The organism is Sphingomonas sp. SP1 (assembly GCF_058313395.1).
Genome location: NZ_JBZFLC010000001.1, coordinates 1,324,820 through 1,349,464, shown reverse-complemented (window position 1 = coordinate 1,349,464; position 24,645 = coordinate 1,324,820). Strand labels below are relative to the sequence as shown.

General features: G+C 65.7%; 27 protein-coding genes and 1 other RNA gene. 13 read left to right on the top strand and 15 right to left on the bottom strand.

The features are described from left to right. Positions 1 to 11: 11 nt before the first annotated feature. Both nadC and AC4GYS_RS06775 read right to left on the bottom strand, forming a co-directional pair. Entirely contained in the window at positions 12 to 863 is an 852-nt protein-coding gene (nadC, locus tag AC4GYS_RS06780) for a carboxylating nicotinate-nucleotide diphosphorylase (protein ID WP_491108329.1), read from the bottom strand. A gap of 41 nt (positions 864 to 904) precedes the next feature. Next, the gene (locus tag AC4GYS_RS06775) at positions 905 to 1,756 is read right to left on the bottom strand and encodes a metallophosphoesterase family protein (RefSeq protein WP_491108328.1); all 852 of its coding nucleotides are present in this window, start codon (positions 1,754 to 1,756) and stop codon (positions 905 to 907) included. Between the two features lie 136 nt (positions 1,757 to 1,892). On the opposite strand from AC4GYS_RS06775, the gene AC4GYS_RS06770 reads away from it, so the two are divergent. The 3 genes from AC4GYS_RS06770 to AC4GYS_RS06760 are packed head-to-tail and all read left to right on the top strand — an operon-like array spanning position 1,893 to position 5,706. After that, entirely contained in the window at positions 1,893 to 2,960 is a 1,068-nt protein-coding gene (locus AC4GYS_RS06770; protein WP_491108327.1) for a phosphotransferase, read from the top strand. Position 2,961: 1 nt separating this feature from the next. Then, entirely contained in the window at positions 2,962 to 5,025 is a 2,064-nt protein-coding gene (locus tag AC4GYS_RS06765) for a CHASE2 domain-containing protein (RefSeq protein WP_491108326.1), read from the top strand. Between the two features lie 3 nt (positions 5,026 to 5,028). Next, positions 5,029 to 5,706, top strand: coding sequence for a hypothetical protein (locus AC4GYS_RS06760; protein ID WP_491108325.1), 678 nt, complete (start codon positions 5,029 to 5,031; stop codon positions 5,704 to 5,706). A gap of 41 nt (positions 5,707 to 5,747) precedes the next feature. Here AC4GYS_RS06760 and AC4GYS_RS06755 read toward each other — a convergent pair whose 3' ends face one another. The 6 genes from AC4GYS_RS06755 to ssrA form a co-directional block, all read right to left on the bottom strand. After that, the gene (locus AC4GYS_RS06755; protein ID WP_491108324.1) at positions 5,748 to 7,916 is read right to left on the bottom strand and encodes a M3 family metallopeptidase; all 2,169 of its coding nucleotides are present in this window, start codon (positions 7,914 to 7,916) and stop codon (positions 5,748 to 5,750) included. Positions 7,917 to 8,049: 133 nt separating this feature from the next. Continuing rightward, positions 8,050 to 8,601, bottom strand: a complete 552-nt coding sequence (locus AC4GYS_RS06750) for an NUDIX hydrolase (RefSeq protein WP_491108323.1) — start codon at positions 8,599 to 8,601, stop codon at positions 8,050 to 8,052. Then, complete coding sequence (locus AC4GYS_RS06745; RefSeq protein WP_491108322.1) at positions 8,591 to 9,274, bottom strand: TPM domain-containing protein; 684 nt, start codon at positions 9,272 to 9,274, stop codon at positions 8,591 to 8,593. Before AC4GYS_RS06745 ends, AC4GYS_RS06750 begins: the two co-directional genes overlap by 11 nt. After that, positions 9,268 to 10,095: a TPM domain-containing protein gene (locus AC4GYS_RS06740; protein WP_491108321.1), complete on the bottom strand. Its 828-nt coding sequence runs from the start codon at positions 10,093 to 10,095 to the stop codon at positions 9,268 to 9,270. The genes AC4GYS_RS06745 and AC4GYS_RS06740 overlap by 7 nt, the downstream gene beginning before the upstream one ends. Positions 10,096 to 10,204: 109 nt before the next feature. Then, positions 10,205 to 10,804 carry a LemA family protein gene (locus tag AC4GYS_RS06735; RefSeq protein WP_491108320.1) on the bottom strand — a complete coding sequence of 200 codons (600 nt, stop codon included), beginning with the start codon at positions 10,802 to 10,804 and terminating at the stop codon, positions 10,205 to 10,207. Between the two features lie 131 nt (positions 10,805 to 10,935). Next, positions 10,936 to 11,301, bottom strand: a transfer-messenger RNA (tmRNA) gene (gene ssrA, locus AC4GYS_RS06730). A 105-nt stretch (positions 11,302 to 11,406) separates the two neighbouring features. On the opposite strand from ssrA, the gene AC4GYS_RS06725 reads away from it, so the two are divergent. From AC4GYS_RS06725 to AC4GYS_RS06715, 3 genes are all read left to right on the top strand, one after another. Beyond that, positions 11,407 to 11,697 (top strand): hypothetical protein, encoded by a 291-nt coding sequence (locus AC4GYS_RS06725; RefSeq protein WP_491108319.1) that lies wholly within the window; start codon positions 11,407 to 11,409, stop codon positions 11,695 to 11,697. Positions 11,698 to 11,789: 92 nt separating this feature from the next. Further along, positions 11,790 to 12,515: an NUDIX domain-containing protein gene (locus tag AC4GYS_RS06720; RefSeq protein WP_491108318.1), complete on the top strand. Its 726-nt coding sequence runs from the start codon at positions 11,790 to 11,792 to the stop codon at positions 12,513 to 12,515. Between the two features lie 26 nt (positions 12,516 to 12,541). After that, positions 12,542 to 13,264, top strand: a complete 723-nt coding sequence (locus AC4GYS_RS06715) for an extensin-like domain-containing protein (protein ID WP_491108317.1) — start codon at positions 12,542 to 12,544, stop codon at positions 13,262 to 13,264. A gap of 86 nt (positions 13,265 to 13,350) precedes the next feature. Here AC4GYS_RS06715 and AC4GYS_RS06710 read toward each other — a convergent pair whose 3' ends face one another. Both AC4GYS_RS06710 and AC4GYS_RS06705 read right to left on the bottom strand, forming a co-directional pair. After that, the gene (locus tag AC4GYS_RS06710; RefSeq protein ID WP_491108316.1) at positions 13,351 to 13,626 is read right to left on the bottom strand and encodes an SWIB/MDM2 domain-containing protein; all 276 of its coding nucleotides are present in this window, start codon (positions 13,624 to 13,626) and stop codon (positions 13,351 to 13,353) included. 80 nt (positions 13,627 to 13,706) lie between these two features. Next, positions 13,707 to 14,513 (bottom strand): LD-carboxypeptidase, encoded by an 807-nt coding sequence (locus AC4GYS_RS06705; protein ID WP_491108315.1) that lies wholly within the window; start codon positions 14,511 to 14,513, stop codon positions 13,707 to 13,709. 47 nt (positions 14,514 to 14,560) lie between these two features. Between AC4GYS_RS06705 and AC4GYS_RS06700 the strand changes: the two genes are divergently transcribed. From AC4GYS_RS06700 to AC4GYS_RS06690, 3 genes are read left to right on the top strand one after another with little or no spacing between them, the layout of a single operon-like run. Next, complete coding sequence (locus AC4GYS_RS06700) at positions 14,561 to 15,958, top strand: Mur ligase family protein (protein ID WP_491108314.1); 1,398 nt, start codon at positions 14,561 to 14,563, stop codon at positions 15,956 to 15,958. Positions 15,959 to 15,962: 4 nt separating this feature from the next. Continuing rightward, the gene (locus AC4GYS_RS06695) at positions 15,963 to 16,331 is read left to right on the top strand and encodes a hypothetical protein (protein ID WP_491108313.1); all 369 of its coding nucleotides are present in this window, start codon (positions 15,963 to 15,965) and stop codon (positions 16,329 to 16,331) included. After that, the gene (locus AC4GYS_RS06690; protein ID WP_491108312.1) at positions 16,331 to 16,813 is read left to right on the top strand and encodes a 5' nucleotidase, NT5C type; all 483 of its coding nucleotides are present in this window, start codon (positions 16,331 to 16,333) and stop codon (positions 16,811 to 16,813) included. Before AC4GYS_RS06695 ends, AC4GYS_RS06690 begins: the two co-directional genes overlap by 1 nt. Here the strand turns inward: AC4GYS_RS06690 and AC4GYS_RS06685 are convergent. Then, complete coding sequence (locus AC4GYS_RS06685; protein WP_491108311.1) at positions 16,810 to 17,361, bottom strand: P-loop NTPase family protein; 552 nt, start codon at positions 17,359 to 17,361, stop codon at positions 16,810 to 16,812. The two genes, AC4GYS_RS06690 and AC4GYS_RS06685, sit on opposite strands and share 4 nt — an antisense overlap. A gap of 209 nt (positions 17,362 to 17,570) precedes the next feature. Next, positions 17,571 to 17,786 carry a hypothetical protein gene (locus AC4GYS_RS06680; RefSeq protein WP_491108310.1) on the bottom strand — a complete coding sequence of 72 codons (216 nt, stop codon included), beginning with the start codon at positions 17,784 to 17,786 and terminating at the stop codon, positions 17,571 to 17,573. A gap of 143 nt (positions 17,787 to 17,929) precedes the next feature. On the opposite strand from AC4GYS_RS06680, the gene AC4GYS_RS06675 reads away from it, so the two are divergent. Both AC4GYS_RS06675 and AC4GYS_RS06670 read left to right on the top strand, forming a co-directional pair. Then, positions 17,930 to 19,183 carry a sensor histidine kinase gene (locus AC4GYS_RS06675; protein ID WP_491108309.1) on the top strand — a complete coding sequence of 418 codons (1,254 nt, stop codon included), beginning with the start codon at positions 17,930 to 17,932 and terminating at the stop codon, positions 19,181 to 19,183. Further along, the gene (locus tag AC4GYS_RS06670) at positions 19,176 to 19,934 is read left to right on the top strand and encodes a LytR/AlgR family response regulator transcription factor (RefSeq protein WP_491108308.1); all 759 of its coding nucleotides are present in this window, start codon (positions 19,176 to 19,178) and stop codon (positions 19,932 to 19,934) included. Before AC4GYS_RS06675 ends, AC4GYS_RS06670 begins: the two co-directional genes overlap by 8 nt. A gap of 322 nt (positions 19,935 to 20,256) precedes the next feature. On the opposite strand, the gene AC4GYS_RS06665 is transcribed toward AC4GYS_RS06670, so the two are convergent. Beyond that, the gene (locus AC4GYS_RS06665) at positions 20,257 to 21,573 is read right to left on the bottom strand and encodes a dicarboxylate/amino acid:cation symporter (protein ID WP_491108307.1); all 1,317 of its coding nucleotides are present in this window, start codon (positions 21,571 to 21,573) and stop codon (positions 20,257 to 20,259) included. Between the two features lie 124 nt (positions 21,574 to 21,697). Next, positions 21,698 to 22,504, bottom strand: a complete 807-nt coding sequence (locus tag AC4GYS_RS06660) for an energy transducer TonB (protein ID WP_491108306.1) — start codon at positions 22,502 to 22,504, stop codon at positions 21,698 to 21,700. 154 nt (positions 22,505 to 22,658) lie between these two features. Between AC4GYS_RS06660 and AC4GYS_RS06655 the strand changes: the two genes are divergently transcribed. Both AC4GYS_RS06655 and AC4GYS_RS06650 read left to right on the top strand, forming a co-directional pair. Next, complete coding sequence (locus AC4GYS_RS06655) at positions 22,659 to 23,105, top strand: ferritin-like domain-containing protein (protein ID WP_491108305.1); 447 nt, start codon at positions 22,659 to 22,661, stop codon at positions 23,103 to 23,105. 3 nt (positions 23,106 to 23,108) lie between these two features. Next, positions 23,109 to 23,561 (top strand): DUF3597 domain-containing protein, encoded by a 453-nt coding sequence (locus tag AC4GYS_RS06650; RefSeq protein WP_491108304.1) that lies wholly within the window; start codon positions 23,109 to 23,111, stop codon positions 23,559 to 23,561. Between the two features lie 63 nt (positions 23,562 to 23,624). Here the strand turns inward: AC4GYS_RS06650 and AC4GYS_RS06645 are convergent, their stop codons facing one another. After that, entirely contained in the window at positions 23,625 to 24,497 is an 873-nt protein-coding gene (locus AC4GYS_RS06645; protein ID WP_491108303.1) for an energy transducer TonB, read from the bottom strand. Positions 24,498 to 24,645: the final 148 nt, after the last annotated feature.

Genomic DNA, 24,645 nt, shown 5'->3' with positions numbered 1-24,645 from the left:
AGCCAAACGCGCTACAAAAACGCTTCAAGCTCAAAGTCGAGCCCGACATCGACCGCCGGCGCCGATTGGGTGATGCGCCCCACCGAGATGTAGGTGACCCCGGTCTCGGCGATGGACCGGATCGTATCAAGATTGACCCCGCCCGACGCTTCGGTCGGTACGCGTCCGCCGACCAGTGCCACTGCCTCGCGCAGCAGCGGTACCGGCATGTTGTCCAGCAGCAGGCGCTCGGCGCCCGCCGCCAGTGCAGGCTCGATCTGCTCGACCCGGTCGACCTCGACCTGGATCTGCAACTCCGTGTTCGCCGCCTTTGCCCGGCGAACGGCCTCGGCCACGCCGCCATTCACCGCGACGTGGTTGTCCTTGATCAGCACCCCGTCGTCCAGCCGCATGCGGTGGTTTTGTGCGCCACCCATGCGCGCCGCATATTTGTCGAGCAGCCGCAGCCCGGGAAGGGTCTTGCGCGTATCCAGCAGGATCGCGCCGGTGCCCTCGATCGTGTCGACATAGCGCCGCGTCAGGGTGGCGATGCCGGACAGGTGCTGCAGCGTGTTGAGGGCCGACCGCTCCGCCGTCAGCATCGCGCGCGCATTGCCGGAAAGGCACATCAGCACGGTGCCCGAGGCAACCTTGTCGCCGTCCTGCACCGGCGTGTCGATCCGAACCTCACCATCCATCGTCCGGAAGAAGGCGGCGGCGATGTCGAGACCCGCGACCACGATCGGCTCCCGGCAATTCATGGTGGCCGAAAAGCGGGCATCGCCGTCGATGGTCGCCGCGGAAGTCACGTCGCCGCCCGATCCCATGTCCTCGGCGAGCACGCGGCGGACAAAATCGGCAAGATCGAATTCGGTGAAGCTCATGGGGTCCAGCCGTTACGGCGCGGCGCGCAGGCGGACAAGGCTCAGGCCGGGCTGGCTTCCTCTGCGGCCGCCCGACTCTGCTGCTTCCATCCTTCGGCTCCCTTGCGGAACTGGGTGGGCTCGGCCGCTTCGAAGGCGGTGCCTGTCCAGCGCTTCAGCGCGATGGTGACCGTCGCGCCGTCAACCTCGATAATATTGAAACTCTGCTCTTCCTCCCGCGTGCGGACGGACGTGGCCGTTCCCGCCTGCACGACCAGCGCGCCGCCGGCGCGGGTGACGAGCTCGCTTGCGTGGTGAGTGGATGCCCTGTGATTGTGCCCGGCCAGCAGCAGGTCGACGCCGATCTCATTGACCGCATCGATCGCCAGTTCCTGCCGGCCGATCGCCTCGCCCAGTTCGCCCCCGTCGTTCACCGGCAGTGCAAACAGCGGATGGTGGGTCACGAGGATCCGGACGTACTCCGTCGGAACCCGCGCGAAATTGTCGCGAATAAGCTCGATCTGCTCGCGGTTTATCCGCCCGTCCTTGAAGGTCAGCGAACGCGCGGTGTTGATCCCCAGCACCGCGGCCCCGGGCAGTTGGTGAAAGGGACACAGCGTGTCGTCCACGAAGCGGCGATAGCGCGTCAGCGGAGACAGGAAGCGGCGCAGCACATCGTACAGCGGGACATCGTGATTGCCGGGCACCGCCAAGACTTCATGCCCCGCGTCGCGCACCCGTTCGAGGAAGGCGCACGCCTCCTGGAACTGCTCGGTCCGGGCCCGCTGGGTGAAGTCGCCGCTGATGACAACAAGGTCGGCTTCGGCCCGGTCCACCTCGCGCTCGACGGCGGAAACAATGACGGGATCATGAGCGCCGAAGTGGAGATCGGACAGGTGGATGAGACGAGGCATGATCCTCTAACGACCGCTCGTCCGTTCTGTTCACCGTCCGCTGGCCTGAGCTTGTCGAAGGACTGTTCGTGCCTTTACCAATGCCTAAGAAGGACAGCCCTTCGACAAGCTCAGGGCAGCGGGTAAACGAAAGCCTATGGACCGTACCTCCGCCAACACCGGCACGCGTGAAGTCTCCGATCGGCTGCGCTTCGACGAGGCCGCACTCGCCCGCTGGATGGAAGGCCATGTCAGCGGGTTCGCCGGGCCGCTGACTGTCAGCCAATTCAAGGGCGGCCAGTCCAATCCGACCTATCAACTTCACACCCCCGGCGCGTCCTATGTCCTGCGTCGCAAGCCGCCGGGCAAGATCCTGCCGGGCGCCCATGCGGTGGAGCGCGAATATCGGGTGATGAAAGCGCTTGGCGGCGAGGGCTTTCCAGTTCCACGGGTGCATGCGCTGTGTGAGGACGACGGGGTCATCGGCACCGCCTTCTTCGTGATGGACATGGTTCCGGGGCGGATCGTTTGGGAAGCCCAGTTTCCCGGATTGTCCCACGATGCGCGAGCGGCCCACTTCGACGCGATGAACGCCACCATTGCCCAGCTGCACGGCCATGACCCAATTGCCATCGGCCTTGGCGATTATGGACGGGCGAGCGGTTATGTCGAACGACAGGTCGCGCGCTGGTCAAAACAATATACCACCGACACCGACGGCGGCCGGGTCGCGGACATGGACCGGCTGGTCGACTGGCTGGCGCGACATCTGCCGCCGGACAGCGGCGAGGCGCGGGTCACCCACGGCGACTTTCGCTGCGACAACATGATCTTCGACGTGGAGCGGCCGCGGGTTCGTGCGGTGCTGGACTGGGAACTGTCCACCCTGGGCGACCCGGCAGCGGACTTCACCTACCATTGCCTGATGTTCCGGATGCCCGCCGGAATCTTCACCGGCCTTCAGGGCCTGGACCTGCAGGCCCTCGGCATTCCGTCCGAAGAGGAGTATGTGGCAGACTATTGTCGGCGCACCGGGCGGGATGGCATCGCGGGGTTCGATTATCTGATCGTGTTCAACCTTTTCCGGCTGGCGGCCATCATTCACGGCATCAAGGGCCGCATGGTGCGCGGCAGCGCCAGCAGCGCGCACGCGGAAGCGACCGTGCAGGCGCTGGAACCGCTTGCAGCATCCGCCTGGCAACAGGCGCAGGCCGCCAGGCTGTAAGGTGGACGCGCCGCGGCAGCGTTCGAGCGGGACCACCCTCGACGATGCCGCACCCAGCATGGCGGAGGTGCAGCGGACCTTTCGCCGCATCCCCGTGGTTCGAGTGGCGACCACGGCAGTCCTGCTGGCCTTCGCCATCCTGCTTGCCCGCTTTGCCTGGGAATTGCCGCTCGCCCGCAATGCCGAACGCATTTTCTACGACACGCGCGCGCTGCAGGCGGCGATGTACCGACCGGTCCCCCAGGACAATCGCATCGTGCTGGTCACCTATAACCAGGACACGCTGCGCAATACCGGCAAGCGATCGCCGCTCGACCGCGCACTGCTTGCCCGGGCCCTGACCGCGCTGGACGCACTCGGCCCTCGCGCGATCGGGATCGATATCCTGATCGACCAGGCCCAGCCGGAAGATCCGCAGCTGCTTTCCACCCTCGGGAAGATGCAGACACCAGTGTGGCTGGCCTATGCCACCAACAGCTACAATGCCCGCGACGTCGAGGACTGGCAGCAGCAGTTCATGGACCGATTGCGTGCGGGTCTGCGCGGCACCAACGTTCGATCGGCAAGCATTCGGCTGGAGGCCGATCCCGACAATGTCATGCGCGCCTGGCCTAGTCCGCGCCCGGGCCTGCCGCCATTCCTTCCCGTCGCCATGGCCGGGCAGACCGGCGCGCCCCAATACACCGGAAGCATCCGCTACCGGATGCCCGACACCGCGGACGGGGCCGTGTTCCTCAACCTGCCCATCGACAGTTTCGCCGATCCGGCGGTGGCAGCCGCCTTTGCCGACTTTGTGCGCGGCCGGTTCGTGTTGATCGGCGGCGACTTCCCTGATCTGGACCGGTTCGGAACGCCTGAAAGCCTGCTTGCCGACGAGACCACCAGTTTCGGAAGCAATTACCGGGAAAGCATGCCGGGCGTGGAGGTGCACGCGACCATGCTGGCGCAACTGCTGGACGGCAGCCTGCCCAGGCCGACCGGCGCCGTCGGGCTGTGGCTCCTCGCCCTGCTGGTGGTGTTGAGTGGTGCGTTCACCGCCATGCTGGACGTGCGCCCCTGGGTGCTGGCGCTGGCGTTGGTTGGCCAGGTCGGATTCTTCGTCGTGATTCCGTTCTGGTTGCAGATCATCGGGGTCGACACCCGCGACCTGCCGGCGGCGGGTTGGCTGGCCGGCTGGCTCCTCGGCTTCTTCGCGACGGAGGCGGCGGTCCGCGCCCTCAGTTCCGAGCAGCGCCGCTTTGCCCAATCGGCTCTTGGCAAATATCTGCCCAAGGACATTGCCGCGCAAATCCTTCGGGAGCCCGAGAAGCTCTCGCTCACTGGCGAGAAGCGACCGATCTTCGCGCTCTTCACGGACCTCGAGGGGTTCACCAAGCTTTCGCATCGGATGCCGCCGGATCAGGTCGCGGTGCTGTTGAATGCATATCTGGACGGCATGTGCGCCATCGTGCTGAAGCATGGTGGCACCATCGACAAGTTCGTGGGCGATGCCATCGTTGCGATCTGGGGCGCGCCGATCGCCCGGCCCGACGACGGGGAGCGGGTCGGCAGGGCCATGCTGGAGATGATCGCCTTTGCCCGCTCCTTTTCGCCCGCCGAGGAGGATTCGCCGACCCTCGGCCGCACCCGGGTGGGCGTCCACCATGGGGAGGCGATCGTCGGCAACTTCGGCGGCCGAGACCGTTTCCAGTACACCGCGCTGGGCGATGTCATGAATTGCGCGGCGCGCCTGGAATCCGCCAACAAGGCGCTGCGCACCTGCGGCCTGATCAGCGACGATGCGATGCGACTGACCGGGCTCGACCTGTTCCGCCCGATGGGCCGGATCGTGCTTGCCGGGCGGCACACCCCGATCGTGGTCTGGGAGCCCGCACCCGACATGAACCCCCTCGACCGGCAAGCGCTCAAAGACGCCTGGACGGCCTTCGATGACGGCGACCTGTCAGCAATCAACACCGTCAAGGCGTTAACTCTCGCTTATCCGGATGATGCAGCATTGCAGCTTTTCGTGTATCGGCTGACGGAATCGACGCCTGGCGGGCATGTCGAGTTAAGGGAGAAATAGGGGATGAAAGCCGCTGTTCTTCTTGGCGCGCTGCTGTTCGGTGCCGCCTCTTCGGCCACGGCCGCGGTCATCGTGGTGCGTTCGTCGGGACCGTCGGCCGGGCAATATCCGACCGGCAAATCCCTGCCTGACGGCGCTCGCGTGACGCTGCGCGGCGGCGATACGCTGGTGCTGCTCGACGCCAAGGGGTCGCGCACGCTGCGTGGTCCGGGCAATTATCCGGTGGCCGGTGGCGGGAAGGCGGCCGCGACCAGCTTTGCCGCGCTGGTCGCACAGGGGTCGGGTCGGCGCGGGCGCGTCGGCGCCGTGCGGCCGGTCCCATTCCCGCGGCAGATTTGGCACGTCGCCGTGGACGGGAGCGAGACCTTCTGCTTCGTCCAGCCCTCGGGCATTCGGCTTTATCGCGACAATGTCACGGATGAGCGGGCGGTCACCGTGCGCGATCTCGACACCGGCAAGTCGGCGACCGTCACCTTCGCCGCACGGCAACAGATCGCTGATTGGCCCGAAGCGGTTCCGCTGCGGGATGGCGCGCGCGTTCGGGTCGGATCCGGCGAGCTGCGGGCGGAGGCGGTCAACGCCGGCACCGGCTTCACCGACCTTGGCACTGCCCTGATCCAGGCCGGCTGCACCCAGCAGCTGGACTTGCTCAGCGCCGCGGCTGCTCCCGCGGCCGAGTAAAGAAACTCCCCGTCGGCGGTGCCGACGGGGAGCGGGTTCACTCAGTTCACCGGAAAGCCACGCCGACGCAGCAAGGCGGTGACGTCGGGGTCGCGTCCGCGGAACTGGCGATAGGCCTCTGCGCGGTCCGTCTCGTTGCCGGTCGAAAGTAGATAGGTCCGGAACGCGTCGGCGGTCTTCTTGTCGAAGGGGTTCCCAGTCTCTTCGAAGGCCGCCCAAGTGTCGGCGTCCATCACTTCCGACCAAAGGTAGGAATAATAGCCGGCCGAATAGGCGTCGGACGAGAAGAGGTGCCCAAACTGAGGCAGCCGGTGACGCATCACCATCTCCCGCGGCATGCCGAGCGACGCCAAGGTTTCCCGCTCGAACCGGTCGGGATCGACGACGCCATTGGGATCGGTGTGAAGCCGCATGTCGACCAGCGCCGATGACAGATATTCCACCGTGGCGAAGCCCTGGTTGAATGTCTCCGACTTCTCGATCTTGTCGACCAGCGCCTTGGGCATCGGCTGCCCGGTCCGATAATGTTTGGCGAAGCGGTCGAGCACGGGCCGGGTGAGCAGCCAATTCTCGTTCACCTGGCTCGGATACTCGACGAAGTCCCGCTGCGCCCCGCCCAGGCTGGGATAGTTTACGTCGACCAGCAGGTAGTGGATCGCGTGCCCGAATTCGTGGAACAGGGTGGACGCGTCGTCCAGGCTGATCAGCACCGGCTGGCCCTCGGCCGGCTTGGTGAAATTATTGTTGTTGGACGCCAGCACGAGGTTGTCATTCAACAGCCGCGCCCGGCTGCGGTAGGTCGTCATCCACGCGCCCGACCGCTTTCCCTCGCGGGAGAAATTGTCGAGGTAGAAGAGTCCGACCGGCTGGCCCTCACGCGTGACCTCGAAGGTGCGCACGTCCGGGTGGAAGACCGGCACCTGGCCCGTGTTCTCCTTGAACTGGAGCCCATACAGCTGGCCTGCCGACCAAAACATGCCCTGCACCAGATTATCGAGTTGCAGGTACGGCTTGATCTCGTCTTCGCTAAGATCGTACTTCGCCTTGCGGACCTTCTCCTGATAATAGCGGAAGTCCCACGGTTCGATGGTGCGGACCCCATCGCGGCGGGCGAACGGCTGCTGGTCGCGGACCTCTTCCTTGACCCGCGCCACGGCCGCCGGCCAAACCCGCATCATCAGCTCCATCGCGCGCTGCGGCGACTTGGCCATCGTGTCCTGCATCCGCCATTCGGCATGGCTGCCGAAGCCAAGCAGCCGGGCGCGGTCGGCCCGAAGCTTCACGATCTGGGCGATCAGCTGGTTGGTATCGTTCGCCCCACCATTGTCGCCGCGGTTCGTGAAGGCCTTGAACACCTTCTCGCGCAACGCCCGGTTGGAGCCGAAAGTCAGGACCGGTTCGACCGCCGACCGGGTATTGCGGATGGCGAAGGTCCCCGCCGGCAGTCCCTTGTCCTTGGCCACCGCGGCGGCGGCGTCGCGCACGTCCTGCGGGACGCCGGCCATCTCGGCCGCACTCGCCTGGGTGAAAGTGCCTTCATCGGCCAGCAGGCGCGAATTGAACTCGCTGAACAGCGAGGCGAGCCGCTGGTTGTAGCCTGACAACTGCTGCTTCTGCGCGGCGTCCAGCTTGGCGCCGTTGCGGACGAAATACTGGTAGCTGCGCTCCAGCAGGCGGGTCTGCTTGGCATCGAGGCCAAGCGAGGCCCGGTTGTTGTACAGCGTCTCGACCCGCGCAAACAGCTTGGGATCGAGCGTGATCTCGTCGCTCGCGGCCGACAGCTTGGGCGACCATTCTTTGTCCAGCGCCTGGACTTCCGGCGTGGACAGATTGTCGGTGTAGACGCCAAAAACCGAACCGACGCGGCCCAGCCGCTGCCCGGCGCGCTCCATCGCCTCCACCGTGTTGGCAAAGGTCGGCGCTTCCGGATTGTTCGCGATCGCCTGATATTCGCGGCGCTGTTCGTCGATCGCGAACTGGAAGGCCTCGGAAAAGTCCGTCGCCTTGACCTTGTCCCAGGGCGGCACCCCGTCGAACGGTCCGGTCCAGTCGGCCAGGAGGATATTGTCGGGCACCGCCGGTGCCGCCGCCACCGGTTCGGCCGCCGCGGGAGTCATGCCGGCGGCCGCCACGGGAGCACCGCTTTCGGCGGTAGTGCAGGCCGACACCGCCATCAGCGCGGTTCCGGCCAGGAAAAATTGCTTGAGCATGCAGTCAGCCTCTCGATCGTTTCGCCGCCGCACTGCCCCGGCTGACCCGGATCGGCAAGCGGCGGATCGACAAATGGACAGACGGCGGCCATCGCCACCTCCTCTGCACTTGCGGGCCTGAATGCAAGCTTAGCTAAGCTGCTGATTTTTCCAGCATATCGCCTGCAAGCAGAAGCAACAGCTTGACGTCCATCGCAACCCCGGCCGAACGCCGCTCCGCAACGAAGCGCCCGATCTCCCCCTTGGGCACCAGATGGACCACGATCTCCTCTTCGCCGTGCACTCCGCCGCCTTCGCCGATACGGCGCACGTCATGCGCGCGCACCAGGGTAAAGCCTTCGCTGAGCATCCCGGGTGAGGCATGAAAATCGCCCAGCCGCTCGATCCGCCCGGCAGTGAACCCGGTCTCTTCTTCGAGTTCCGCCACCGCCGTGCCTTCGATCGTCGCGGATGGATCATGATCACCGACCAGTCCGGCCGGCAGTTCCAGGCAACGCCCGCCGACGGGCGCTCGCTCCTGCTCGACTAATATCCAGCAGCCGTCATGTTCTGCCAGGACCACGACCGCGCGCACCCCGCCGACCCGACCCGCATATTCCCATTTGCCACGCGTGACCGCCTGCACGAAGCGACCCTGCCACCGGATCTCGGGAGGCTGGTCGAAGTCCGGGTCCCTAGAGCTCAATCAGCTTGTCCGGAATCTCGTTGGTGTCCGCAGTCGAGCGCGGGAAATGCTGCTCAAGCACCTCGCCGACGATCTCGATCGCACCGATCAAGCCGTCGGCGGCACGCCCTGCCCGCATTTCGGTGACCAGCGTCGCCATGGCGTCGGCCCAGGTGTCAGGCGTGGTCACTTTCACGATCGCCTCGTCGGCGACGAGCTCCGCGCGATGCTCGGCAAGCGACAGGTAGATCAGGACCCCCGTGCGCCCGATCGTGCGCCGCTCGGCAGCCGCTCGAAACAAGGCGATCGCGCGCCTTCGCACCCGCCGGCTCTTGGTCGCACCCGGGGTCATGGCCAGCCGCAAGGGGCGGTATTTGAGGACCAGCAGCGCCACCATGAAGGCCAGCACGGCCAGGCACATGAGGAAGAACAGCACTCCGCCCAGCGCCGGCTCCGCGCCCCAGCCGAGGTTGAAGACGAGGACGTGCAAGGATTTCAGATGGTCGGCGAAAGCCGCTGCGAGAGCGAGCACTGCGATTAGCGCCAGCACGGCCCAATGCAGTGCGACATCATGGTAAGCGTCAGATTCCCCGCTTACCATTGTGACAATCTCGCCATCGCTTTTGCCTTCAGCAGCGGCGATCGCCTGGCTGACGCGCTCGTGTTCCTCGTCCGTGAACCGCAGCGTTACCATGATCCGGACGCTCCCCCGCCGCCGAACGACCCGCCGCCGCCGGAAAAGCCGCCAAAACCGCCGCCCCCGCCGAAACCGCCGCCGCCGCCCCAGCCGCCGCTGCCCCTTGACCCTCGGGAAAGCGCGTCGAGGCCCCACAAAATCACCGCCGCGTCGCCGGAATCGAACCCGCGCCGCCGCTTGCCACGCACCCTGCGCCCCCCGGCGCCTCGCGCGAACGAGAGCAGCACGAAGGCGACGATCATCCCCCAGAAGATCAGCGAAACGGGATTGAACCCGCCGCCGCCGGAGCTGCGCTGCCGTTGCGCCGAACGCGATTGCGCCGCCTCGACCGCTGCCCGCTCGGCCACTTCCGGTGGCGCCGCCAGCTGGGCGATCAGCGCATTGACCCCGGCCTTGATTCCGCCCGGCATGTCGTTCGCCTTGAAGCGGGGAATGATCTGCTCGTCGATCACCCGGTTAGAGAAGGCGTCAGTCAGGATCGGTTCCAGGCCGTACCCGACCTCGACTCGGACCTTACGCTCGTTGGGCGCGACCAGCAGGATTGCGCCATTGTCGGCGCCTTCCTGCCCGATGCCCCACTGCCGGCCAAGCCGATAGCCGTAGTCCTCAATCTCGTAGCCACCGAGGCTTGGCACCGTGGCGACCACCAGCTGCCGGCTGGACCGATCCTCCAGCGCCTGCAATTCGCCGGTGAGTTCCGCTTCGTCGGCTGGCGACAGAAGGTTCGCCTCGTCGACGACACGGCCCGTGAGCTTGGGAAAGTCCTGCGCATGGGCCGATCCCGCGACAAACAGCAGCAGCAGCAACAATGCTGTCAACCCGGCGAAAGCGGAGGCCCTTCTCCCCAGCCATCCGCGTCGCCGAATGGACAGGCGATGGATCCCCGCGGTCGCGGGAATGACGGAGGTATGGATCACCTGCCGCAGCTTATTGAACGTTGAAATTGACCTGGGGAGCGACATCGGCGTTCGGGGTCACCGCCTGGAACGGCACCTTGGGCTTGGCGCCGTAGAAGATCTTGGCGCCGATCGCATCGGGGAAGGTGCGGATGGTGGTGTTATAGCTCTGCACCGCTTCGTTGTAGTCCTGACGAGCGATGTTGATCCGGTTTTCCGTGCTTTCCAGCTGCTGCTGAAGATCGCGGAAATTCTGGTTGGTCTGCAGCTGCGGGTAAGCCTCCTGCAATTGGCGCAGCGGAATAAGCGCGGTGGATAGCTGCCCCTGCGCCTGGCTGAACCGGCGAACGGCTTCCGGATCCGACAACTGTTCGGGCGTCAGGGTGATCTGCGCCGCCCGGGCGCGCGCCTCCGTGATCTCGCGCAGCGTGTTGCGCTCCTGCGCCGCTGCGCCCTGCACGGTGGCGACCAGGTTCGGGATGAGGTCCGACCGGCGCTGATACTGGCTTTGCACGTTGGCCCACTTGGCGTTGACGTTTTCCTCGGATGTCGGGACCGAGTTGAGGCCGCATCCGGCGAGGCTGACAGCAGCGAGCGGAGCCAGGAGGCCCAAGCGGCGAGAAATGGTCATGGCAGGTCGTTTCCCCTGAAAAACGAAACTGTGCCTTAGGTAGATGACACACTTCGCGCTTTCAATGCGCATCGCATGATCAGGGAAAGGCAAGTGGAGGGCTTCTGTTGCTCGGTGCCCTCCGGACCGCCGGAATCCCCTTCTGTTGCCCGGTGGGGTCCAACCGCGCTTTTGTCTTTGTAACTTAGTCCGTTAGGACATCAGTTACGCAGCAATCGCGAGCGCCTCGTTATCGTTGGCACTTGTGTGAAAAGCGGTTTTACGGCTCACTTCAGCCGGCTGGCAGCCAGAACTTTACTGCATCCGTCGATCCTGTTTCGCCCCCATCAGCAACGGCGCGATAGAGCCCCCGCTCCAGTTCCCTCGCGCCGCTGCTGGTGGAGGCGCCGGGGTACTGCCCCCCGGGTCCGAAATGCCTATTCCAACCAGCAATCTACCAACATAGCCGGTTGCCCGGCCTGACCTATTTAACCCTTTGTCGCTTGAGTCTCAAGGAGAGACCCGTCACAAAGCGTGACGGAACCGAACCGAAAGCACTCGCGTTTGGACGGACCAAGCGGATATTCAATGTTCGCTCAACGAGAACCGTAAGGGGAAAGCACATGAAGAAGATTTCTTTCGCGCTGGTTGGCGCCGCTTCGCTCGCGCTGGCGGCTTGTGGTGGCCAGGGTGACGATTCGCTCGGCGACAACGTCAACGACAACTACGAAGCCGCCGCTGACAACCTGGAAATGATGGCCGACAACACCGGCAACGCCGCTGCTGCCGCGACTCTGGAGAATCAGGCCGACGCGCTCGAAGCCGAAGGCGATCGCCGCGAGGAGGCCATCGACGAGGCCGACGTGAACGCCGCCAGCCCGGCCGAAGCGAACGCCGCCGTCAACGCGATGTAAGCTTCCTGCCCTCGTGGCAAGCGGAAAGGCCGGCCTCCCGCGCGGAGGTCGGCCTTTTTCTTTGCTTCCCGGACGCCTAGGTCGGGCGAGCGATGAGCGACCAAGCAATCCCCGCCGCGACCCTGGTCGTCATGCGCGATCGGACGGACGGTCCTCCGGACCTGCTGATGGTCACCCGGACCAAGCGGATGGCTTTCGCGGGCGGGGCGATGGTTTTCCCCGGCGGGCGGATCGACGATGCCGACGTCGCGCTCGCGAACAACGAGGTGGACGCCGCCCGCGTGGCCGCGATCCGCGAGACGATCGAGGAGACCGGGCTGCCGGTCGCTCTTTCCCCCACCCCCGCAACAGACTTGCAGCACGCGCTGCACACAGGCGCGCCCCTCACCGAGCTACTCCAGCGTCACGAACTCACCCTCGACCTTGAGGCCCTAATTCCCTTTGCGCGCTGGAAGCCCGCCTTTCATCAAGCGCGCCGGTTCGACACGCTCTTTTTCCTGGCCCGTGCACCGGCAAGCGATTGGCCGCTTCGTCCGCAGCCCGGCGAGTGCGACAGCGCCGAATGGGCGTCCGCCGCCGAGGTCCTGCGCCGCATTGCCGCCGGCGAGGCCAGCGCGATCTTTCCGACCGTGCGCAATCTGGAGCGACTGGCGCGGCTCGGCTCCTTCGACGAAGCGGTCGCGCATGCCCGCGCGCACCCGATCGAGACCGTAACCCCCTGGATCGAGGACGCCGACGGCGAGCGCTGGCTTCGCATTCCCGATCATCTTGGCTATCCTGTGACCCGCGAACGCCTGACCGACGCGATCCGGGCCTGAATCCCGGTTGGCGCGTTGGGCCGCGCATGCGTCGCTCAATTTTCTGGTTCCTGCTCCTCTCCGCGCTCGCCGTTCTGCTGATCGAGGCGCGCAGCTGGATGTCCCGTCACCCGCAGGAAATGCCATGGACCAAATTAACGCTCGATCAGCCCATCGGCCGCTTCACCGCCGCCAAGATCGCGAACCTGGGCGATGACGCGCCGCGCTGCCGGACCTTGTTGGAGCAAGCCGGTGCGAGCGATCGGCCGGCCCCTTCCCGTGAGCCAAGCGCGCAATGCGGCTATAGCGACGGGACGCTGCTGCGACCCGGCAATGCTCGCACCGCCGGCTTTTCCCCAAGCGGACTCGTCACCAGTTGCCCGGTCGCGGCCGCGCTGCTGTTATGGGACGAGCGCGTGGTCCAGCCGGCGGCGCGAAAGCATCTTGGCGCGCCCGTTCAAAGCTTCGTCCATGCGGGGAGCTATTCCTGTCGGCGCATCTACGGCCGGGGCGAGGGCGCATGGAGCCAGCACGCCACCGCCGATGCCGTCGATATCCTCGGCTTTCGCCTGAGCGACGGACGCACGGTTTCCGTGCTGGGCGACTGGGAGGGCGAAGATCCCTCGGCATTGTTCCTGCGCGAGGTCCGGGACGGAGCCTGCCGCCTATTCAGCACGACTCTTTCGCCCGACTATAACGCGGCGCACCGCGACCATCTGCATCTCGACACCACCAACCGCGGCCGCGCCGGCTGGACGGTCTGTCGCTGACGAATCGACGCGTCTGCAAACGAAAAAGGGACCCGCCGGCCCCGGCGAGTCCCTCCTCGAACTGTTTCAGCCCTGTCGGACGATGCTTACGACAGATGCTTGGACAGGTGCTTGTTCATTTCGAACATGGTGCAGCGGTCCGTGCCGAAGACCTTCTTCAGCTTGTCGTCAGCCACGATTTCGCGCTTGTTCTGCGGATTCTGAAGGTTGTTCTTGCGGATGTGATCCCAAACCTTCGACACCACCTCGCTGCGCGGCAGCGGATCGTTACCCACAATCGCGGCGAGGTCCGGCGACGGCTGTACTGGCCGTGCGAGACCGCCCCCTGCCTTACGCCCAGTCCCGCTCGATGCTTTTGCCATTAGGCCCTCCTGTTGTTCCGACCGAGAGGTAGAGCGCAAACAGACGGCCTTTGCAATGGCCCTTACAGAGGGAATCGGACTTAACGGCGCAGAGGGAACGGGACGACCTTGTTGGCGGCGTCGTGACCGATATCCGCGCGCCCGCCGAAGGGGACGCCCGACCGTTCGCACCAATCGCGGACGATGGCTTCCTCATCGGAACCGAACGGCCGGTCGTTCTCCCTGACCGCGCAACGACCGAGGCGGATTTGCCGAAGTCCTTTCAACGCAGCCTGCGAAGTCACATGAAACAGGAAGCGGTCGAGCCGGTAATGCTCCTCGTCCACTTCCTCGACCAGCAACTCGGCCCCGGCGAAGTCCGGCTCCAGCGGCGTCCCCAACAGGCTCGACAGCACGACGAGGTTGAAGGCGAAGGCTGGCCCATTCAGTCCGGGTTCGAGAGCGTCCGCGGCGTCGTCCACCAACCAGTCCAGCGCCCGGGACGCAGCCCCTTCCCCGCCGCTGCGGAGCACGTCGCTGGGCATCGGGCCGTGCGCGACCCGGGCCCCGGCCTTGTGCAGCGCGGCGAGCAGGAAGCCGCCGTCGCTGTAGCCGAGATAGGTTTTCTTCAGGGCTGTTGCCGGGAGGTCCCGGGCCGCCAATTCCGCAATCCGGTTGGAGCCATAGCCACCGCGTGCGAACCATATGGCATCAACCGACGGGTCCTCCGCGACCTCACGGAACGCTGCGAGCCGCGCGGAGTCGCTTCCTGCAAAATGACCGTCTTCAACGAAGCATTGCGGATGGATCACCAGGTCGACGCCGCTTCGCGCGGCAGCCAGCGCCTTTACCGCTTCCGCCGCGTCGCGCTTCAACGGGCAACTCGGCGCAACCACCGCAATCCGCATGCTTACTCCGTTTGCCTGTGTGCTCCGGACCCAATAGGGCGGCGGCGATGAATCAATCCAGCTTCTTCTTCTGCGGTATCGGCGGCAGCGGCATGCTGCCCCTCGCCTGTATCGTTCGTGCGACCGGCGCCAAGGTGGCCGGCTCCGACCGCGCCCTCGACGCCGGGCGGCTCGCGGCCAAGTTCGACTATCTCCGCTCGCTCGGCATCCAGCTCTTTCCGCAGGACGGCAGCGGGCTTGGCGAGGGCATGACGCTGGTCACCTCGGCCGCCGTCGAAGAAACGATCCCGGACGTCCAGCGGTCGCGCGAGTTGGGTCTGGTGCACCTCACCCGACCGCAGCTGCTCGCCCAACTATTGAACGCAGCCAACCGTAGCGTTGCCGTCGGCGGGACGTCGGGCAAGTCCACTGTCACGGGAATGATCGGCTGGATCCTTCATGCCTGCCATCTTCAGCCGACCGTGATGAACGGCGCGGTGATGAAGAATTTTGCCGCGCCTTCGTCACCCTTCGCGTCGGCGCTGGTCGGCGATCCGGAGCTGTTCGTGTCCGAAGTGGACGAGAGCGATGGCTCCATCTCGCTGTACCGGCCCGAAGTCGCGGTGCTGAACAACATCAGCCTCGACCATAAGGAAATGGACGAATTGCGCAGCCTGTTCGGGGCCTTCGCCGGGCGGGCTCAGAGGGCGGTGGTCAACCTCGACGATCCTGAAACGCGCGCCATTGCCGACGCGGTGCGGGGCGCGGTCGGCTACGGCTTCGACAGTCCCGGCGCGGAAGTCATGGGGCGCAACCTTCAGCTACGAGCGGACGGCGCATCCTTCACCGTGCACGCCGGCGGCGACAGTCACGAGGTCAGCCTGGCGGTGCCCGGCCGCCACAACGCGTCCAATGCGCTGGCCGCGCTCGCCGCCGTCCGCGCCCTGGGCGTCCCGCTGGCCGAAGCCGCGCCGGCGCTTGGTCGGTTCGCCGGCTTGAAGCGGCGGCTGGAAACGGTCGGGGTCGGCAATGGCGTGCAAGTGATCGACGATTTCGCGCACAACCCGGACAAGATTGCCGCGACCTTGGCCACGCTGACCGCCGATCAAGGCCGTCTGCTGATCTTTTTCCAGCCGCACGGATATGGTCCGTTGGCCAAGATGGGTGACGAGCTGGCGCGGACCTTTGCCGCCGGCCTGCGTGGCGGCGACCTGCTGATCCTCTCCGATCCGGTCTATCAAGGCGGGACGGTGGATCGCTCCCGCGGCTCCGACTGGCTGGCCGATGCGGTCCGCTCCGCGGGTGGCAAGGCGGAGCATGTCCCCGCCCGTCCGGAGATCGCGGACCGCCTGCTCTCCGAAGCAAGGGCAGGCGATCGCATCGCCATCCTAGGCGCGCGTGACGACACGTTGAGCGAGTTCGCGGGCGACCTCCTGCGGAACCTTGAGGGTCAAGCCGATTTGTGAGGCGATGCCTCACAGCGGACAAACGACAGGCTGGAAACTCGACCGCTCGGAGCGAGAGAGGCTGCTGGAGCAGTTTCCGCCGAACTATGATCAATCGGTCGCCGACCATGTCACGCTCAAACCGGGCGGCACCGATCTACCCGGCGAAGTGGTCGCGGCGATTGTCGGCCGAACCGATGACGGCCGCGGCGTGGAAGCGCTGGTCGTAACGATCGACGGCAGCGTCGACCGGCCGGACGGGTCGACCTACCATATCACCTGGTCGCTGGCAGCTGGACGGCGCGCAAAGGAAAGCAACGATGTGCTGAAGGAGCGCGGCTGGCGGGAGCTCGATCATCCCGTGCCTATCACGCTGACGCCCGCGCGTTTCTGATGCCCCATCTTTTCCTCGATGCCGACGGCGTGCTTGCCGACTTCGACACGGGCGCAAAGCAGCTGCTCGGCATGCTTCCCCATCGCTTCATCGAACGATACGGGAGGAAGGAATTCTGGCGCCGCTTGGCGACCGCACGGGATTTCTACGCGAACCTGCCGCTGCTGCTGGATGCGATGGAATTGTTCGATGCGGTGGAGCATTTGCGCCCGACGATCCTGACCGGCTTGCCACTAGGCAATTGGGCGGCGCCCCAGAAGGTCGAATGGGCGGCCAAGCATTTTCCTGGCACGCCGATCATCACCTGCATGGCGCGCGACAAGTATCGATACATGCAGCCCGGCGACGTGCTGATAGACGACACCCCAACCCACCGCGGGGCGTGGGAGAATGCCGGGGGCATTTTCATTCTGTACCAGAGCGCGCGGGCGAGCCTGATGGAGCTCGCCCGCATATTTCCGTCGGTAACGCTGGCCGCTTAAGCCGCGGCGGCGACGTCCACCTTTTCCACCCATTCGGGCCAGAATACCGGCTCGCGGTTCGACCAGCCAGGCGCGGTCGCCGCGCTTTCGCTGATCGATTGGAGCAGGCTCCGGCGGCGGTCAGGATGCAGGTGCGGCAGGGCCGAGGCCGCGCAGAAGGCAGCGGGAAGCCACGGGCGCGCCGCGGCGCCTAGCAAGCGCTCGTAAAGGAACCGATAGGCCGCGAAATTCGGGATGCGGTCCTGTCCAAGGTCGAACGCGGTCAGGGTAATCAATATGCCCATGAAGGGCTCGATCGTGTCCAGCCCGCTGTCGTCCGGCACCTGGAGGCGCAGCGCGTCGAGCTGCTTGTAAAGCCGGCCCTGGGCCCGGATCGAAGCGGCCTCGCCCTCGTCCCTTGCCCAGCATTCCAGCGCGTCACGGCGGCCGTAGGCGACGTCGAGCGAGCGGCGCAGGTACCGCTGGGTCGCCTTTGGAAAAGCGGCGAACTCCTTGATCTCGCTCAGCAGCAGCGCGCCCCCGGCAGGCTGGCTGGTCCGCGTCGTCATGATCCCGACTCCTTTACCTTCAGGCGGGACCATGCGGCCAACTCGGTTGCAACTTGCTTAACCAAGATCCCACCCCCCGTTCACAATTGAACAGAGGGATTCCCTGTCAGCAAGCGATGATGCGCACGGTTCGTCGCATGCGCATCACCTGTGACTGCCGTGCAACGGGTGACTTTTTCACCTTGCCCGCGCGTTAGCAGGCCCGACCCTCAGTCCGGAAAGCCGGACGAGGCCACCGGCTCGTCCTTCTGCCCCGGCTGGGACGAGGACGGCGGGTCGGAGGCGTCCATGGATTCGTCGCTGCCCACATCGACCTTGGTGTCGAGATCGTGGGGGTTCTTGCGCAGCTTCTTTTCCAGCTCATGCTCCGGGTCGGCCGACAAAACCGGCGGCGGGCAATTCTCGTCGAGCTTCCTGTCTTCCACGATCATTCTCCTTTTGGCTCCGTAACGGACGGCCGCGCGGCGCGTTCCGATCTGGCTGCTTTCGACAGGCGGCCTTCCTGCTTCTGCCAGCCGCCCGCCCCTCCGTTGCGCTTCGCGGCACCTCCGCGCAAAGTCACCGACCGATGAATATGCTTCCCGATGCGGAGGCCATGCTGGACGGCAGGGCTTCGACCGACCCGCGGCGTTTCGCCGACTGGCGGCTGGCGGCCAAGATTATCCTCGGTTTCTGGGTCGGCTATGCGCTGACGGTGGTGGCGCGCGCCTTCCTCGGCAACGATCCCGTGACGGTGCTGCAGAACAAGGTGCTGACGCTCACGGCCGGTTCCCTGCTGACCTGCGTCATCTATCTGGCGATCAAGCTGTTCGCGCCCGGCAGCAATTTGCGCCGGCAGGCGATGGTTGCCGGACTGGCGTCGATCTTCGCCGCCGTGGCGCTGGCGTCCACGCTCATCGCGGCCGAGGGTCAGATGCGGTCCAGCAAGGAAGAGTTCCGCTTCCAGGCGCGCGAAGGGTTCGTGGTCGTGCAGAAGGGCGACCAGATCCGGATCGAGAAAAGCGCCGCCGATCCCGTCATTTTGACCATGCCCAAAATGAGCGAGCTCAAGCAGTGGGATCAGTTCCGGCTGGCGGCGGACACCACGGTGGTCTGGCTGTTCTTCTTCGTCGCATGGAGCGCGGTCTATCTCGCCACCGTGAGCCAGAGCCGCGCGCTGGCCCTTCAGCGCCGCGCCGCGCTGGCCGAAAGCGCCGCGCAGGCCGCGCAGGTGCGGGCGCTCCGTTATCAGGTCAATCCGCACTTCCTGTTCAATACGCTCAACAGCCTGTCCTCACTGGTGATGACGGGCCGGCCGCAGGAAGCGGAAACCATGATCCTGAAGCTGTCGACCTTTTTTCGCACCAGCCTGTCGCTCGATCCCAATGCCGACGTCACGCTGGCCGAGGAAATCGAGCTGCAGCGCCTGTATCTCGATATCGAGAAAACCCGCTTTCCTCGCCGGCTGAAGGTCGAGATCGACGTCCCGGCGGAGGTCGCTTCGGCCCGGCTGCCGGCGCTGATCCTGCAGCCAGTGGTTGAGAATGCGATCAAATACGGCGTGTCGGCGACCAAGGACAAGGTGACGCTGCGGATCGCCGCGCGCGAATCGCAGTCGAACGTGCTGGAGCTGGAAGTGACCAACCGCGGCGGCGTTGCCTTGAAGGCGCCGCGGCACCAGCATCCCGCAAGCACCGGCGTTGGCCTGACCAATGTTTGCCAGCGCCTCGACGCCCGCTACGGACGCGCCGCACGGTGCAGTTTCGGTCCGCTCCACGACGGCGGCTATCGTGTACTCATGACCCTGCCCCTTGATCGCGATCCCAGCCGTCCAGATGAGTGAGCCAGCCTTAAAGGTCCTTGTCGTCGACGACGAGCCGCTCGCGACCGAGCGGCTTCAATTGCTGCTGGCCAGGGTTCCTGGCGTCGACCTGGTCGGGACCGCGTCGGACGGCGAAGCCGCCGTGCGCATGGCGGAGGCGCTGGCGCCAGACCTCCTTTTGCTGGACATTGCCATGCCCGGCCTCGACGGGATCGATGTCGCCAAGGCGCTGTCGGGCCGCTCCACCCCTCCCGCCGTCGTGTTCGTGACCGCCTTCGACCAATTCGCAGTCGCCGCCTTCGAAGTGGCAGCCGTCGATTATCTGATGAAGCCGGTCGACCCCGCCAGGCTCGACCTTGCCTTGGCGCGGACCCGCGCCCACCTCGATCGCCGCAACGAAGGCGGAGCGGCCGAGCCCGCGCAACCGCTCTCGACCGGCCGCTTCCTGGAAGAATTCTGGGCGTCAGACATCACCGGCCTGGTTCGCATCGCTACCCGTGACATCGACCGGATATCGGCCGAGCGTGACTATATGCGCCTGCATGTCGGCCCGCGCAGCTGGCTCATCCACCACAGTATGAGCGCGCTGGAGGAAGGCCTTGATCCGGCGGTTTTCGTCCGGCTGCACCGATCCGCCATCGTTCGCCGCGACTTCATTGCCGGCTTTCAACGCAACCCCTCGGGCCGCTGGATCGCGCGCCTGTCCGACGGCACCGAACAGCCCGTCGGCCGGCTCTACGCCGAAAACGTCAGGGTCATCGCCGGCCGCTGATCGCCCGCGTCATGTCTACCGGCCCCACTAAGGAGCTGGAGGCTGCCTGTATTCGTGTCCGGCAGGGGCCGCTGGACGCTTGCCTGGGCCGGCAGGGGCCGCCGGCCCTGGGGAGGCGACCGGCGGCGGCGACTTCATATTGGTGAGGGGTTGCGGCGCGAGCCCTTCGTCATCGGGAGAAGAAGGTCCTGCCCTCGCGCCGCCCCTTCCTGTTAGGAGCCGAGGCAGCGTTCGTCGTGGCGGTATCGACCGGCGCTGCGCAATGCTCGGTGAGCCGACGAAGCGCGGGCAGGAGATTACCAATCGACGAACGACGACCGCCTCAGGCGGGCTGGCTTAGCTCGTCTTCCGCGTCGTCGGTCAGCGTGTCGCCTTCCTGCCTCGCGACCGCCCCGGTCACCGCAACGTCGGCGGTGACATTGCCCAGCGTGCGGAAGATGTCGGGAATCGTCTCCAGCGCGATCAGCAGCGCCAGTGGCTCGAGCGGGATGCCCATTGCTAGGCTGATCGGACCAATCGACGTGACAAAGCTGACCTGCCCCGGCAGGCTGACCGCTCCGATTGAGGCCATCGTCGCGACCGCAACGCCCGCGGCAAAGTTCCACGGGCTGACCTCCACGCCCAGCCAGTGCGCGACGTACATCGCGACGCCGACGTTCATGGCAGGACCGGTGGCCCGGAACAGCGCCACCGCCATCGGCAGCAACACATTGGCCTTGCCCTCGTCCACGCCCAGCCGGTCGGCCGCCTTCAGCATGGCCGGCAACGAGGCAAGCGACGAGCGGGTGGAGATCGCCACCGCCGATGGTCCCGCCATTGCCCGCAGGAAGGCCACCGGCCGGAACCGGGCGACCGCCAGCGCAATGAGGTAGGCGACCAGCGTGATGCCCACGCCCAGCAGCGAGATCAGAACCACATAATGCGCGACCGCACCTAGCGCCGCGCCGCCTGCGCCCGCGCCGACGGCGAAGCTCAATGCCAGCACGCCGACGGGCGCGACCCACAGCACCCAGCCGATCACGATCAGAAGCGCGTCGGCCACGGCCTCGAAAAAGGCGAGCGCGACGTTGCGCTTGGCCTGATCGATCCGTGACAATGCAAAGGCGAAGATAACGGTGAAAAAGACCAGCGGTAGGATCTGGTCCTCCGCCGCCGCCGCGATGGGGTTGGCCGGGATGATCGACCGGAAGAAGTCGGCAAAGCCCGGCACGGCCCCCTGGGTGACCGACTGATCGACGCCCGCGAGTCCGGCCCGGAGCGCTTCGGCACCCGCCGGCGGCAATGGGAACAGCGCCACCAGCGCCGTCATGCCCACCCCTCCGAACACCGCCGAAAAGATATAGAAGGCCAGGAACCACAGCACCGCTCGCGCCGCGATCCCGCCGGCCCGCGCAGCCTCGGCGCTGCCGCAGATCCCGTTCACCAGCAGCGCGACGATCAGCGGAATGACCGTCATCTTCAGCGCATCGAGCCACAGCCCGCCGACCAGGTTGGCAACCTGCACCAGCGGCTCGCGCAGACCGTCGCCGGCACGAATGGACAGGATTCCCAGCGGCAGCCCGGCGATCAGCGCCAGCAGGATCGGCCAGGGGGAGGTCCGGCCGGTGGAGATGCGGCCGCTGGGCTGATGATCGGTCATTGAAACTTTCTTGAAAGGGCAAGCAGCCGGATCATCGATCAAGCCGGCATGGCTGCCGTCGCCCGAGCCGGCAAGATGGCATCATCGTTCAACGGCTTTCAAGACCATTGGATCAGCCATCCGCTCAATCGCCCATGAGCCAGCGGATCTTCCCGGTATCAACGGCCCGGGCAGGCTTTCCGTCGAGGCCGACTGCCGGGATATATTTGGCCCGTCGCTGCACGATCGCACAGCTCTGAGCATCCAGAGCGGCAATCCCGCTGGTTTGAACCAGCGTGCAGTCCGCCACCCGTCCCTGTTCATTGACCAGCACCACCATGACGACGGTGCCCTCCTGCTCCTGACGGAAGGCGGGACGGGGATAGTCGTCCGACGAGAAATAGCTTGCCAAGGCAGCTTTCGGCCCCGTCTTGACCGTGGCCGGTCCGTCCTTCTCCGCATAATTCCAGTGTCGGCCGAGATCGGCGACGCATTCCCGCACCACTTTTAGCAGCGGCGTGAGCCCCCGCACGGTCAGCGTTTCCTCCAGCCCGTCGCCCGCACGGATCTCCAGCGCGCCGCCATCCCCCCAGGCGGCCACGTCCGCGCTTGGGAGATTGAACAGGGTAATGCGGCGCTTGCCCTCGGCACCGGAAAACGCGAGCGCCGTAGTCGGCTTGGCCACGCCGCCGTTCAGCCGGATGCTGCCATTCAACTGTTGCGGCGACAACGTCCCGCGGCTCTCCTTAAGGACCGCCAGTTGGAGCACGTCACCCTGCACGGGGGCCTTGATCGCAAGCGTCAGCGGCCGCTCCGCCGTTCCGAATTCCCGCGAGGCGAGACATTGACTGTCGGCGAAGTTCACCACCCATTTGCCCGTGGGCGCTCTCGCCGCGGCAGGCTCCGCAGCGGTCAAGGTAACGGACGCGAAAGCCATCAATACGCCGAACATCGTTTCCCCCTGAATGGTTGGACCGGCGGTTAGTACCGGCGGGGACCTGGCCGGTCCATCGCCCGCTTGGTCGAAAAGTTTCTTGGCACGCGCGAACCTTGAGCGCCCCGCCCGCGTTAGTGCCCCGTAACTTTCATCTTCAGGGAGATAGCATATGGCTCATGACGGTACCGGCGTCCTCGAAACGCTCACCACGACCCTTATCGACAGCATCAACGGTTACCGCGACGCGGCCGAGAATGCCCACAACAACGAATTCCAGCAGCTCTTCCGCCGCATGGCCGATGACCGCAGCCGGGTGGCCGAAGACCTGCGAGCCGAGGTCCGGCGCCTGGGCGGCAACCCGCCCGACGATGGCAGCTTCCTGGGCAGCGCGCACCAGAGCTTCCTCGACCTGAAGGCCGCGATCACCGGCCGCGACGACAAGGCGATCATCAACGAGGTCGAGCGTGGTGAGGACTATCTCAAGGAGAAGTTCGAAACCGCGCTCAACAACGCCGATCTGGCACCCGAAAGCCGCTCGGTGGTGGAACGCGCCTACCAGTCGGTACGCGAAGGCCACAACAAGGTGCGTGATATCAAACACGGTTTGGAGGCCTGAACCGTGGGTATTTTCGACAAGATCAAGGGCGCCATTTTCGGCCACAAGGATCCGGGTCCTGGCAATCGGCCCCAGATTCCCGCCGGAATGGCCGGCGGTCCGACGCTTCAGCACGGGCAGCAGCCCGGCCAGACCTCATCGGTCGGACAGCAGGCCGGCACTTCGCCCCAGCCCCAGCCGCAGGGGCAGCAGCAGCCGGTGGATGTCGACCAGACGCTCGCCCGCATCGCCAGTGAGAAGGGGAACCCGGACCTCAACTACAAGACGTCGATCGTCGATCTGATGAAGCTGCTCGGCATCGATTCCAGCCTCGACAATCGCAAGGAGCTGGCGCGTGAGCTGGGCTATACCGGCGAACTGGACGGCAGCGCGGAGATGAACATGTGGCTGCACCAGGCCACCATGAAGCAACTCGCCCAGCATGGCGGCAACGTTCCGGCCAGCATGCGCGATTAAGGTGTCACGCTTCCCCAGGGCGTGCCGAGGAAGGGCGGCGGGAGCAATCCCGTCGCCCTTTCGCTATCGTGTCACCCGGGTCAGAATCAACTCGATGAATGCGGTTCGGGGGCCGGCCGCGTCGCCGTCGTCCGCTGCCGCGACCGAATAAGGTCCGGGAAACAATCGCTTGCAGTCTGGCGGAGTCACCGCTGGTCCCGGTTGTAGCGAGTCGCGCATTGTGCAACCGGTCAAGCTTCCGTCCGCGCCGACCTGCAGCTCGGCCGACAGGTGACCCAGCTTTTCGCCGATGATCGAGCGGTTGGCGGACGGGGCGCCCGGCACCATCCGGGCGTAGGATCGGATGGTGACTTCTTCCGCATTCTCACGCTCTCGCCAAGCCAGCATCCGCGCGATGTTCTGAATGCTTCGATTTTCGCAGCTGTTGACGAAGCGCGGCGCCGGCGGCGTCAATTGTTCAGTACAGCGGATCTGGTGATCGCTGCCGACCGCGAATGTCACTTCGCTTTGCCACGGTGCGAACGGTACCCGGCGCTGGGGTGGAAGGACCCAGCGAATCCGGGTCGTCTCGGCCGAAGTCACCGCGCGTCCGCTCGCATCACGCGCCGGTTCGAAGCGGGCCCGGGTCCGCAGAATGCGGCAAGTCGCGACATCGAGCGCGGTGGATCCGCTCGACTTGATCAGGCTGCAACGCTCTACCCGCCCATCCTCGCCAATGGTCAGGGCGACCTCCGTCAGCCCCTCCTGCCCCAGCCGCAAGGCCTCCGACGGGTAATCATTAGCCGAGAGCAGCCGCGGCAGCGGCTGGGTCGCGACCGGCTTGACTGCGCGGCCGAACAATTCCGCCGCTGGCGGCTGCTGGTCGATGATGGGCGGCACGGTAATGACCGGAACGGGCCGGACAGGAGGCACGATCCGCGGCGGCGCGGCCGGCACGAACGCAAGAGCAAGCGAAACGGACAAGGGCACGGACCTCGTGATGCAACTAGCAGGCGGTCCATCGTGCCGCCCGAAATCCGCCGCGTCCAGTGACCATGCGGTCGCGCTCACGGCGTTTGGATCAAGTCTTCCGGCAGCCAAGTCA

What these genes read in the sequence shown, in the direction of transcription:
- nadC (WP_491108329.1), bottom strand. Translation starts at nt 863, where the DNA reads ATGAGCTTCACCGAATTCGATCTTGCCGATTTTGTCCGCCGCGTGCTC.
- AC4GYS_RS06775 (WP_491108328.1), bottom strand. Translation starts at nt 1,756, where the DNA reads ATGCCTCGTCTCATCCACCTGTCCGATCTCCACTTCGGCGCTCATGAT.
- AC4GYS_RS06770 (WP_491108327.1), top strand. Translation starts at nt 1,893, where the DNA reads ATGGACCGTACCTCCGCCAACACCGGCACGCGTGAAGTCTCCGATCGG.
- AC4GYS_RS06760 (WP_491108325.1), top strand. Translation starts at nt 5,029, where the DNA reads ATGAAAGCCGCTGTTCTTCTTGGCGCGCTGCTGTTCGGTGCCGCCTCT.
- AC4GYS_RS06755 (WP_491108324.1), bottom strand. Translation starts at nt 7,916, where the DNA reads ATGCTCAAGCAATTTTTCCTGGCCGGAACCGCGCTGATGGCGGTGTCG.
- AC4GYS_RS06745 (WP_491108322.1), bottom strand. Translation starts at nt 9,274, where the DNA reads ATGGTAACGCTGCGGTTCACGGACGAGGAACACGAGCGCGTCAGCCAG.
- AC4GYS_RS06735 (WP_491108320.1), bottom strand. Translation starts at nt 10,804, where the DNA reads ATGACCATTTCTCGCCGCTTGGGCCTCCTGGCTCCGCTCGCTGCTGTC.
- AC4GYS_RS06725 (WP_491108319.1), top strand. Translation starts at nt 11,407, where the DNA reads ATGAAGAAGATTTCTTTCGCGCTGGTTGGCGCCGCTTCGCTCGCGCTG.
- AC4GYS_RS06720 (WP_491108318.1), top strand. Translation starts at nt 11,790, where the DNA reads ATGAGCGACCAAGCAATCCCCGCCGCGACCCTGGTCGTCATGCGCGAT.
- AC4GYS_RS06715 (WP_491108317.1), top strand. Translation starts at nt 12,542, where the DNA reads ATGCGTCGCTCAATTTTCTGGTTCCTGCTCCTCTCCGCGCTCGCCGTT.
- AC4GYS_RS06710 (WP_491108316.1), bottom strand. Translation starts at nt 13,626, where the DNA reads ATGGCAAAAGCATCGAGCGGGACTGGGCGTAAGGCAGGGGGCGGTCTC.
- AC4GYS_RS06705 (WP_491108315.1), bottom strand. Translation starts at nt 14,513, where the DNA reads ATGCGGATTGCGGTGGTTGCGCCGAGTTGCCCGTTGAAGCGCGACGCG.
- AC4GYS_RS06700 (WP_491108314.1), top strand. Translation starts at nt 14,561, where the DNA reads ATGAATCAATCCAGCTTCTTCTTCTGCGGTATCGGCGGCAGCGGCATG.
- AC4GYS_RS06695 (WP_491108313.1), top strand. Translation starts at nt 15,963, where the DNA reads ATGCCTCACAGCGGACAAACGACAGGCTGGAAACTCGACCGCTCGGAG.
- AC4GYS_RS06690 (WP_491108312.1), top strand. Translation starts at nt 16,331, where the DNA reads ATGCCCCATCTTTTCCTCGATGCCGACGGCGTGCTTGCCGACTTCGAC.
- AC4GYS_RS06685 (WP_491108311.1), bottom strand. Translation starts at nt 17,361, where the DNA reads ATGACGACGCGGACCAGCCAGCCTGCCGGGGGCGCGCTGCTGCTGAGC.
- AC4GYS_RS06675 (WP_491108309.1), top strand. Translation starts at nt 17,930, where the DNA reads ATGAATATGCTTCCCGATGCGGAGGCCATGCTGGACGGCAGGGCTTCG.
- AC4GYS_RS06670 (WP_491108308.1), top strand. Translation starts at nt 19,176, where the DNA reads ATGAGTGAGCCAGCCTTAAAGGTCCTTGTCGTCGACGACGAGCCGCTC.
- AC4GYS_RS06665 (WP_491108307.1), bottom strand. Translation starts at nt 21,573, where the DNA reads ATGACCGATCATCAGCCCAGCGGCCGCATCTCCACCGGCCGGACCTCC.
- AC4GYS_RS06660 (WP_491108306.1), bottom strand. Translation starts at nt 22,504, where the DNA reads ATGTTCGGCGTATTGATGGCTTTCGCGTCCGTTACCTTGACCGCTGCG.
- AC4GYS_RS06655 (WP_491108305.1), top strand. Translation starts at nt 22,659, where the DNA reads ATGGCTCATGACGGTACCGGCGTCCTCGAAACGCTCACCACGACCCTT.